The sequence below is a fragment of the Methylococcus sp. EFPC2 genome (assembly GCF_016925495.1).
Classification (GTDB): Bacteria; Pseudomonadota; Gammaproteobacteria; order Methylococcales; family Methylococcaceae; genus EFPC2.
This window is the reverse complement of record NZ_CP070491.1, coordinates 2665472-2675700: the sequence shown is the minus strand read 5'-3', so window position 1 is coordinate 2675700 and position 10229 is coordinate 2665472. Positions and strand designations below refer to the sequence as shown.

4 protein-coding genes are annotated in these 10229 nt (G+C 62.8%); 2 read left to right on the top strand and 2 right to left on the bottom strand.

Annotated elements, in window-relative coordinates:
- Positions 1-27 precede the first annotated feature (27 nt).
- Together JWZ97_RS11335 and JWZ97_RS11330 are read left to right on the top strand one after the other, a co-directional pair.
- Positions 28-405 carry a hypothetical protein gene (locus JWZ97_RS11335; RefSeq protein WP_205429076.1) on the top strand — a complete coding sequence of 126 codons (378 nt, stop codon included), beginning with the start codon at positions 28-30 and terminating at the stop codon, positions 403-405.
- A 647-nt stretch (positions 406-1052) separates the two neighbouring features.
- Positions 1053-7313 carry a hypothetical protein gene (locus tag JWZ97_RS11330; protein WP_205429074.1) on the top strand — a complete coding sequence of 2087 codons (6261 nt, stop codon included), beginning with the start codon at positions 1053-1055 and terminating at the stop codon, positions 7311-7313.
- 43 nt (positions 7314-7356) lie between these two features.
- On the opposite strand, the gene JWZ97_RS11325 is transcribed toward JWZ97_RS11330, so the two are convergent.
- Both JWZ97_RS11325 and JWZ97_RS11320 read right to left on the bottom strand, forming a co-directional pair.
- On the bottom strand, positions 7357-8757 hold the full coding sequence (locus JWZ97_RS11325; protein WP_205429072.1) for a sigma-54 dependent transcriptional regulator: 1401 nt from the start codon (positions 8755-8757) through the stop codon (positions 7357-7359).
- Positions 8754-10211, bottom strand: a complete 1458-nt coding sequence (locus tag JWZ97_RS11320; RefSeq protein WP_205429070.1) for a sensor histidine kinase — start codon at positions 10209-10211, stop codon at positions 8754-8756. Before JWZ97_RS11320 ends, JWZ97_RS11325 begins: the two co-directional genes overlap by 4 nt.
- Positions 10212-10229: the final 18 nt, after the last annotated feature.

Genomic DNA, 10229 nt, shown 5'->3' with positions numbered 1-10229 from the left:
CGAAAAATAATTAGGGTTAGAGATAGTATGGATATGCTCACAACTACCACAACCGCTGGCTTAAAGAATGGACTATTCGACAATATACTCTTAGTTGATAGCAATGGTGTTTCGTATCATATTGTCGGAGCGAAAAAATTGCATGGTGTCGGCCCGTTTTGGGGGTTTAATATTTTTTTAAATCAAAGAATTAGGGTCGAGCCGGTGTTTGATGGGGAGCCAGCAGAAATGTCACTTGATGAAGTTAGGAAACGTATATTTTCCTCGTTTAAGTCCAAGCATGGCTGGGAAACTAGAGGTGATATTGTCGAGCTAAAAAAGGCTATAAATTCGGCTGCCAACTTTTCTGAACTCATTGAAGCGTTGAGAGATCCCGGTGTTGGGAAAGCTGCGCTAGCCACGTAAGGCGGAAGCGCATTTTGGGTTTCACCGTTTCGGAATGGACACGACGCGGAGTTTCTGCAGCCCGCGTAGGGCGGAACCGTCTCTTCGGGTTCCGCCATTTTGGAACGGACACGAGTCGGAGTTTCTGCGGGTTTGGTGCGAAGGTTTGAGCTTATGGCTCTTGGTGGCGGTGGATGGATGGGTCGCCTGGCGGCATCCACCCTACGCTAACTCTCGTATTCCGCGTAAGGCGTAATCGGTTTACTGGGTGAAACCAGCCCTGACACCGGTTGGCGTCTATTGACTTCACGCGACGGACGGATATGCGGCCTACCGCTAATGCTGAGGATAGATGTGATTGGCGGCTGCCTGATGTCATTCTTTTTTGATGGAATACCTTTGAGTTTCCACCCCGAGAGGGTAAGTGTATGCGCAAAGCTCGGGACTGGATGAATATTCCTCCGACCAGGGAGTTTGACCGAAAATCCGGTAGAGGCGAATTCATTCGCCCAGGGCGATTAATATCGCTCCTATTTGAATTCAAAAACCCGGTCCGGCTTTGGGCAAGTGTTCGGCCGCCGGGCTCATAGGTCCAGCAATCATAGAAATGGCAGCGCTGCACTTCGTTTAACCCGGAAAAGTTTCAAGCCCTATCTTGGAGAATGGCGATGGAGAATACACTGAGCACCTGGATCAAACTGCCTTTGGTAATTTCGGCTACTGTGGTGCCGGTGCAATACGGCGAGGCCGCGGCGCTGACTTGGCAGAGCAAGGTGAACGGGTTTTGGGACGTGGCAGGCAATTGGAGCTCGAATCCTGCACTTCCCGCGGGTGCCGATACGTTGACGCTGAACCAGCCGGGCTTGCTCAGCATCACTCATCGCTCCGGCACGGATGCCGTCACCACCATTAATAGTCAGGAAGTGCTGTCTTTTACCGGAGGCACGCTAACCGTTTCCGGCAGCTATACGAATTCGGCCAATACCCAAATTGCAGGGGGGCGGCTGAACCTGAACGGGGCGTCGACCTTGCAAAGCGTCGATCAAACCGGAGGCACACTGGGGGGTAGCGGCGCCGTCACCGTCAGTGGCGCAAGCACGCTGAGTGGCGGTTTGCTCACGGGCAGCGGCAATCTGCTGGCGAATGGCGGTTTGGCCGTCACAGGCAGCTTCGGCTTGGATGCGGGGCGGATCTTAACCAACCTAGGTACCGCCAGTTGGACCGGCGGGTCGATCAACCTGAATGCGGATGCCTTCGCCGGCAGCGGCAGCCTGGTCAATGCGGCCGGGGCGACCTGGCGGATAGAAGGCAACAACCCAGCGACCGTATATGCCAATAACTACGGTGCCGCCGACAGCGGTGCGTCGGCAGCGTTCAGCAATGCCGGCACGCTGATCAAGGCGGACAGCACCGTGTCCGACGTGACCACGATATCCACGCAGTTCAACAATACCGGCACGGTGGACGTGCAGTCCGGCATCCTGCAGCTTTCCGGTAACAGCAACCAAGCCGGTGTGGTTACCGTCGCTTCCGGAGCGGAGCTGGGGCTGAACGGGGGCACGCATACGCTGAGTAATACCAGTACGACGGTGGACGGTTTTCTCCGCGTCAATGGCGGAACCGTTAACTTGACGACCGCGCAGACTGTAAGCGGAGCCGGTACTTTCGTGCAAAGCGGTGGTACGGTGAAAGGCGCGGCCTTGACCATCTCCGGTGGTGCGGAGCTCGGCGGCGGTATCCAATCGGGTGCTTCCACGACCAGCTTGAAAGGCAACTCGCTCGTCAACGGCAGCTTCGGCCTGGATGCCGGCCGCGTGCTGCGCAACGAAGGCACGCTGACCTGGACAGCTGGCACCTTCAACCTGAACGGCGATGCCTTCGCCGGCAGCGGCAGTCTGGTCAACACCGCGGGTGCTTCCTTGTTGATACAGGGCAATAACCCGAACTCCCTGGTTTCGACCAATCGGGGTACCGCCGACAACGGGGCATCCGCAGTCCTGACCAATGCCGGTTTGATACGCAAGTTGGACAGCGTGGCGACCGACGACACGACGATTTCGGTCAAGCTGGAGAATACCGGAACCTTGGACGTCGCTTCCGGCCGCTTGCGGCTGGATTCGTCGTCCACGCATACCGGCGCCACGCTTACGGGTGCCGGTATCCTGGCCTTCGGCGGGTCGGGCGCGGCGCATAGCCTGGACGCGACGACGCAGTTGAGTAGCGCGAATCTGGAAATCTACGGGGGCAAGACGACGGCAGCCGGAGCCGTCGAGGTGTCCGGCGGCACGACCGTGAGCGGCGGAAGCCTGCATCTAACCGGGGCTGTGACCAGTTTGGGCGAGTCGGTTTCGGTCGCATCCAACGGGCTGTTGGATTCGGGCAGCCAGTCCGTCGGCGTCGGTTTCTATAACCAGACCTCCGGCACGCTGTTGAACAACGGCGAGTTGGTGGTCGCCGGCTCGGCACTGCTCAGCGGCGGCACCGTGACCGGTAGCGGATCCATCCAGGCGTACGGCACGGTAACCGTGCGGTCCGCCGGATTCGACGGCGGGCAAGTGGTGCGCGGTCGCGACTTGTTGCTTTGGGACAGCGGATCCATAGACCTGAATGCGAGCTACTACGACCCGGACACTGCTCAAACGAAGAACCGCTTGGGTGCGGCACGGATACAGAACGATGCCGGGGCCTTGTTCGAGGCTCAGGGGTACCAGTTGTATTCCAGCAACCGAAATTCTGCGCTGGCCGGAGACGATGGCCTCAACGCGCGCATCGACAATGCGGGTTTGTTCCGCAAGACGGGTTCCGGAGCCACTTATGTCGATGTGGTGGTGAACAACACCGGGACGCTGGATGCGGCGGAAGGAACGTTTTACCTGCGCAATGGCAGCAATCAGACCGGGGTGTTGCAGGTCCAGGCCGGCGGTAACCTCGAGTTGGCCGGCGGAACCCATAACCTCAACAGCACGGCCAATACCGTGGAAGGCAATTTGCGGCTGAGCAGCGGGACCTTGAACGTGGTGGCCGAGCAGACGATAGGCGGCACCGGCAGCTTTAACCAGACAGGTGGTTTGATCAAAGGCGCGAATCTCACGGTGGCGGGAATTGCCAACTTGAGCGGTGGCAGCCAAAGTGGCGCGTCGACGACGACGCTGAAAGGCGCGACCACCATCGCTGGCAGCATCGGCCTGGACGCCGGCCGTACCCTGAAGAACGAAGGCACGCTGAGCTGGACGTCGGGCTATATCAACCTCAACGACAGCGGCACCACGGGCAGCGGCACGCTGGTCAATGCGGCGGGGGCGAGCTTCGAGATCCAGGGCAACAATGCCTATCAGGTGTATGCCAGCAACAACGGCACGGCGGACAACGGCAGCGGCGCCAGCTTCAGCAACGCCGGCACGCTGCGCAAGAGCGGCAGCACCACCAACGACAACACCAACATCGCCACCAGCTTCACGAACACCGGCACGGTGGACGTACAGACCGGTGTGTTGCAGTTCTCCGGCAACAGCACCCTGGGCGGTAGTCTCACGATTGCCGACGGCGCGGAACTGTTGCTGAACGGCGGTACGCACACGGTCGGCGGCAGCGTCGCCCTGGCCAGCGGCGGCAGCTTGCGTATCAACGGCGGTACGGTGAGCCTGGCCAATGCGGGCAACAGTCTGGCCGGTGAAGTTGGGCTCAGCGGCGGCACCCTGGACCTGGGGGCGGCGCAGACGCTTGCGGCCAGCGGTAGCTACACGCAAAGCAGCGGCACGCTGAAAGGCGCGAATCTCACGGTCAGCGGTGCAGCGGCGCTCAGCGGTGGCAGCCAAAGTGGCGCGTCGACGACCGCGCTGAAAGGCACGACCACGATTACCGGCAGCATCGGCCTGGACGCTGGCCGTACCCTGAAGAACGAAGGCACGCTGAGCTGGACGTCGGGCTATATCAACCTCAACGACAGCGGCACCACGGGCAGCGGCACGCTGGTCAATGCGGCGGGGGCGAGCTTCGAGATCCAGGGCAACAATGCCTATCAGGTGTATGCCAGCAACAACGGCACGGCGGACAACGGCAGCGGCGCCAGCTTCAGCAACGCCGGCACGCTGCGCAAGAGCGGCAGCACCACCAACGACAACACCAACATCGCCACCAGCTTCACGAACACCGGCACGGTGGACGTACAGACCGGTGTGTTGCAGTTCTCCGGCAACAGCACCCTGGGCGGTAGTCTCACGATTGCCGACGGCGCGGAACTGCTGCTGAACGGCGGCACGCATACACTGGGCGGTAGTCTGAGTGTCAGCAACGGAGGCACGCTGCACCTGGCCGGCGGGACCCTGGATTTAGCGGCGGCGCAGACCTTGGGCGGCACTGGCAGCTTTAGCCAGACAGGTGGTTTGATCAAAGGCGCGAATCTCACGGTGGCGGGAACTGCCAACTTGAGCGGTGGCAGCCAAAGTGGCGCGTCGACGACGACGCTGAAAGGCGCGACCACCATCGCTGGCAGCATCGGCCTGGACGCCGGCCGTACCCTGAAGAACGAAGGCACGCTGAGCTGGACGTCGGGCTATATCAACCTCAACGACAGCGGCGCCACGGGCAGCGGCACGCTGGTCAATGCGGCGGGGGCGAGCTTCGAGATCCAGGGCAACAACGCCTATCAGGTGTACGCCAGCAACAACGGTACGGCGGACAACGGCAGCGGCGCCAGCTTCAGCAACGCCGGCACGCTGCGCAAGAGCGGCAGCACCACCAACGACAACACCAACATCGCCACCAGCTTCACGAACACCGGCACGGTGGATGTACAGACCGGCGTGTTGCAGTTCTCCGGCAACAGCACCCTGGGCGGCAGCCTCACGATTGCCGACGGTGCGGAACTGCTGCTGAACGGCGGTACGCACACGGTCGGCGGCAGCGTCGCCCTGGCCAGCGGCGGTAGCCTGCGCGTCACCGGTGGCACGGTGAGCCTGGCCAATGCGGGCAACAGCTTGGCCGGTGAAGTTGCGCTCAGCGGCGGCACCCTGGATCTGGGGGCGGCCCAGACGCTTGCAGTCAGCGGTAGCTACACGCAAAGCAGCGGCACGCTGAAAGGCGCCAACCTCACGGTCAGCGGTGCAGCGGCGCTCAGCGGTGGCAGCCAGAGCGGGGCTGCGACGACCGCGCTGAAAGGCGCGACCACCATCGCTGGCAGCATCGGCCTGGACGCCGGCCGTACCCTGAAGAACGAAGGCACGCTGAGCTGGACGTCGGGCTATATCAACCTCAACGACAGCGGCACCACGGGCAGCGGCACGCTGGTCAATGCGGCGGGGGCGAGCTTCGAGATCCAGGGCAACAATGCCTATCAGGTGTATGCCAGCAACAACGGCACGGCGGACAACGGCAGCGGCGCCAGCTTCAGCAACGCCGGCACGCTGCGCAAGAGCGGCAGCACCACCAACGACAACACCAACATCGCCACCAGCTTCACGAACACCGGCACGGTGGACGTACAGACCGGTGTGTTGCAGTTCTCCGGCAACAGCACCCTGGGCGGTAGTCTCACGATTGCCGACGGCGCGGAACTGTTGCTGAACGGCGGTACGCACACGGTCGGCGGCAGCGTCGCCCTGGCCAGCGGCGGCAGCTTGCGTATCAACGGCGGTACGGTGAGCCTGGCCAATGCGGGCAACAGTCTGGCCGGTGAAGTTGGGCTCAGCGGCGGCACCCTGGACCTGGGGGCGGCGCAGACGCTTGCGGCCAGCGGTAGCTACACGCAAAGCAGCGGCACGCTGAAAGGCGCGAATCTCACGGTCAGCGGTGCAGCGGCGCTCAGCGGTGGCAGCCAAAGTGGCGCGTCGACGACCGCGCTGAAAGGCACGACCACGATTACCGGCAGCATCGGCCTGGACGCTGGCCGTACCCTGAAGAACGAAGGCACGCTGAGCTGGACGTCGGGCTATATCAACCTCAACGACAGCGGCACCACGGGCAGCGGCACGCTGGTCAATGCGGCGGGGGCGAGCTTCGAGATCCAGGGCAACAATGCCTATCAGGTGTATGCCAGCAACAACGGCACGGCGGACAACGGCAGCGGCGCCAGCTTCAGCAACGCCGGCACGCTGCGCAAGAGCGGCAGCACCACCAACGACAACACCAACATCGCCACCAGCTTCACGAACACCGGCACGGTGGACGTACAGACCGGTGTGTTGCAGTTCTCCGGCCAACTGACCAACGCCGGGTCGATAAAAGTCTCGGGCGGTCAATTCATCACGACTGCCGCCTTCCAGCAAAATGGCGAATTGGCCCTGGAATCCGGCAGCGTTCAAGTCGGCTCCGTCACGGTCGGCGGGTCAGGCTATATCGCCGCCGCTGCAAACACGCGGATCGTGGTCCAGGACGACTTCAATGTGCAGAGTACGCAAAAACTGGCTTGGAATACCTTGGACGGCATTCTCGAGTTTTCGGCATACGGCAATCACGATTTTCTGTTGGCCGGGGTAGACCTGGGGGCGGTGGAAAGCGGCTACACCGACAATTTTGCCTGGGGAGGCCTGAAGCTGGACACCGGCGCCGTACTCAATCTGAAGGACGGCAATGCAGTCAACGGCGCGGCTTTGTACGTGGGCGCGTTGGAGTTAGGTGGGGGCATCAGCCAATTGGCCAACATCAATTCCGCCTTCGACATTTACTACGACGTCAACAACGCGCTCAATGCCTATCTGGGTGGAAGCGCCTACGCCTTGACCGGCGGCGGACAATTGACCGCAGTCTCCACGCTGGCCTTGTTCGCGTTGTCGGCGCCGAGTCCCGTCGCCGCGGCCTTGATTGGCGAAGACGGGGTTTTCAATCGGGCTTCCGCCGATGCCATCCCGACGCCCTTGGCGCCGTCCGTCTGGCTGTTCGCTAGTGGCATCCTGCCCATGCTGCGGCTATATCGGCGTAGGGGCGGCCAATAGGCGCCAGCTCGGCTTGGCCCCCGGAGGGGAGCGGCCGCCGCGCTCAGCGTTCGCGCCCTTCGACCGGTATGCCGTATTTGCGGATACGGTAGCGCAGGGTTTCGCGCGTGGTGCCCAGCGCCCGGGCGGTGGCGACGATGTTGTAGTTCATGCGTTGCAGCGCGGTTTCGATGATGTAACGGTCCATGTCGTCGAGGTTCATGCTGCCGTCCAGGGGTATGAGCAGGCTGTCTTCCGAAACGGTTTGTGGCTGGGCAGGGGATTTGCCCGGAAGTTGCAGCCACGCGGCGGGAAGATCCGGTCCGTCGGAAAACAGCACGCAGCGCTCGATGACGTTGCGCAGTTCCCGCACGTTGCCCGGCCAGTCGTGGGCGCGCAGTTGTGCCCAGGCGTCCGCCGGTATGGTCCGGACGCGTTTGCCGGATTTGGCGTTGAATTCGGCCACGAACAAGGGCACCAGTTCGTCCAGATCTTCCCGCGATTCGCGCAGCGGTGGCAGGGTGAGGCGGAATACGCTGAGGCGGTGGAAAAGATCGCCGCGGAACTCCCCCTCGCGCACCATTTGTTCGAGGTTGCGGTGGCTGGCGGCGACGATTTGCACGTCCACCGCGATCTCGCGCTCGCCGCCCAGCCGGCGGAATTTGCGGTCTTCGATGGCCTTAAGCAGTTTGGCCTGCAGGTCCGGCGACATCTCGCCGATTTCGTCCAGAAACAGCGTGCCGCCGTCGGCCTGCTCGATCAGGCCGCGGTGGCGCCCGCTGGCGCCGGTGAAGGCGCCGGCTTCGTGGCCGAACAACTCCGATTCCAGCAGTTCGCGCGGCAGCGCGGCGCAATTTAGTTCGATCAGGGGATTTTGCGCGCGCGCGCCGGCATAGTGGAGGATGCGGGTGACCAGTCCCTTGCCGGTGCCGGTTTCCCCGCCGATGACCAAGGCGCTGAACGGAACCTGGGTCAGCTTCTCCAGCATGTTGCGCACGTTTTGCGCGGCGGCGCTGCTGCCCACATAGGCATCCGGCAGGTAGCGCCGGTGGCGCTGCTGGGTCTGCTCGATCAGCCGGCGCTGGGCCATGGCACCGCGCGTGGCGCTGGCGACGGCCAGATCGAGTTGTTCCAGGTTGCAGGGTTTTTCCAGGAACTCGTAGGCGCCCAGGCGGAGTGCGCGTACTGAGTCGGGCACGTTGCCGTAGCCGGTCAGAAAGATCCATTCGGCATGGGCGGTTTGCTTGGGCTTGATGTCTTCCATGAAGTCCAGGGCATTGCCGTCCGGCAGATTCATGTCGGAGAGGATCAGCAGCGGTTCCCAGCGCTGCGTCAGCAGGATTTCACGCGCCCGGGCCAGGTTCTCGGCCCATTCGACCTCATATCCTTTCTTGCGGTAGTGGCGGCTGATTTCCGCTCCCAGCAGGGATTCGTCTTCGATGATCAACAGGCTGCTGGCGCTCATGAGGGTTTTCCCGCGGGCAGGGTGAGGGATACGCAGGCGCCGTGCGGCAAGTGGTTGGCCAGCCGCAGCTGGCCGCCCAGTTCGCGCGCGAAGCGCTGGACCATCGCCAGTCCCAGCCCGGTGCCGCTGGCCCGCCCCGTGCCGAAGGGCCGGATGCCGAGGGTCAGTATCTGGTCGCCGAAGCCGGGACCGTCGTCGTACACCTCGATGCTCAGGGTGCCGTCCTCGATGCGTGCCGAAAGGCGAATGTGGCCGCTCGCGCCGTCCAGGGCCTGGGCCGCGTTGAGCACCAGATTGAGCAAGGCCTGGCGCAGGTTGGATTCGGGCAGGAAGCAGGCCAGGTCATCGGGTATGTCGTAATCGAGCGCGATCTGCGGGGGCAGCTGGTAGCGGGTAAGGGCGAGCAGTTCGCGCACCAGGGGGGCGAGCTGGAATTCGCTGGGCGGCGTGGGGACCTGCCGGCCCTGGGCCAGCAATTCGTTGAGCAGGCGGGTCATGCGTTTCAACTCCTCACCGATCAGATCCAGCCGTTCGGCCTGATCCGGGTCGCCGATCTCGCTGCGCAGGTTGGCGCAGCTCATCTGGATGCCCGCCAGCGGATTGCGCAATTCGTGCGCCAGGCTGGCGGCCAGCTCGCCTACGGCGGCCAGCTTCTCCGCGCGCGCCAGGCTGCGTTGCTGCTCCAGCAGGGCGCGGGTGGCCGAGCGCACTTCGGCCTCCAACGATTCCGCGTAACGGCGTTTGGTTTCCTCCAGCTCGCCCAGATTCTTCACCATCACGTTGTAACTGTTGAACACCGGCAGCAGCAAGGGGTCCAGGCCTTCCGTTTCGATCGGGGAATAATCCTCGTCGGCCAGGTTCAGCAGCAAGCGGCGCAGGTCGTGCAAGGGCGCGAGTATACGCCGGCGCAGGAAAACCCAGGCCAGAAGCAGTATCCCGGCCAGCGTCGCGGTAGCCAGTTCCAATTCGCCCAGGGTGTTGCGATTGATGCCTTCGAGTACCGTTTCGCGCTGGTCCGTCTCGCTGTTCAGGATCTGGTTCATGGCGCGCAGGGCCTGGAACAGCTCGGTTTCCTCAGGCAGCGGTGCGAGACCGCCGGCGCGGCTGAGGGCGTCGTTCACTTGCCGGAGGTGCTCCGGGGTGTCGGGGGATAGATGGGCTTCTTCACCGGCCAGGTCGCGGATTTTCTTGGCGATCTCCCGCAACCTTTCGGCTTTGAGCGGGCGTCCGCTCGCTATCTGATCCATCAGCGCCTGCTGCAGATCGAGCCCGGCGTTTTGTATGCGGTGGGAATAGCCCACATAGGCGTGGATGGTGTCCAGCCGCTCCAGATTTCGCCAGATCATCCAGCCCAATATGAACAGCACCGACAGCAGCAGGGCCAGCAGGGCCATGCCCCGCAGGCGGGCCGGGCGGTCCAGCAGTGTCTGATGGGGCGCTGCGCCGAGTCGCATGGGGCGTATTGCGGCCTA

Coding starts and splice junctions, on each gene's coding strand:
- JWZ97_RS11325 (WP_205429072.1), bottom strand. CDS start 8,757: ATGAGCGCCAGCAGCCTGTTGATCATCGAAGACGAATCCCTGCTGGGA.
- JWZ97_RS11320 (WP_205429070.1), bottom strand. CDS start 10,211: ATGCGACTCGGCGCAGCGCCCCATCAGACACTGCTGGACCGCCCGGCC.
- JWZ97_RS11335 (WP_205429076.1), top strand. CDS start 28: ATGGATATGCTCACAACTACCACAACCGCTGGCTTAAAGAATGGACTA.
- JWZ97_RS11330 (WP_205429074.1), top strand. CDS start 1,053: ATGGAGAATACACTGAGCACCTGGATCAAACTGCCTTTGGTAATTTCG.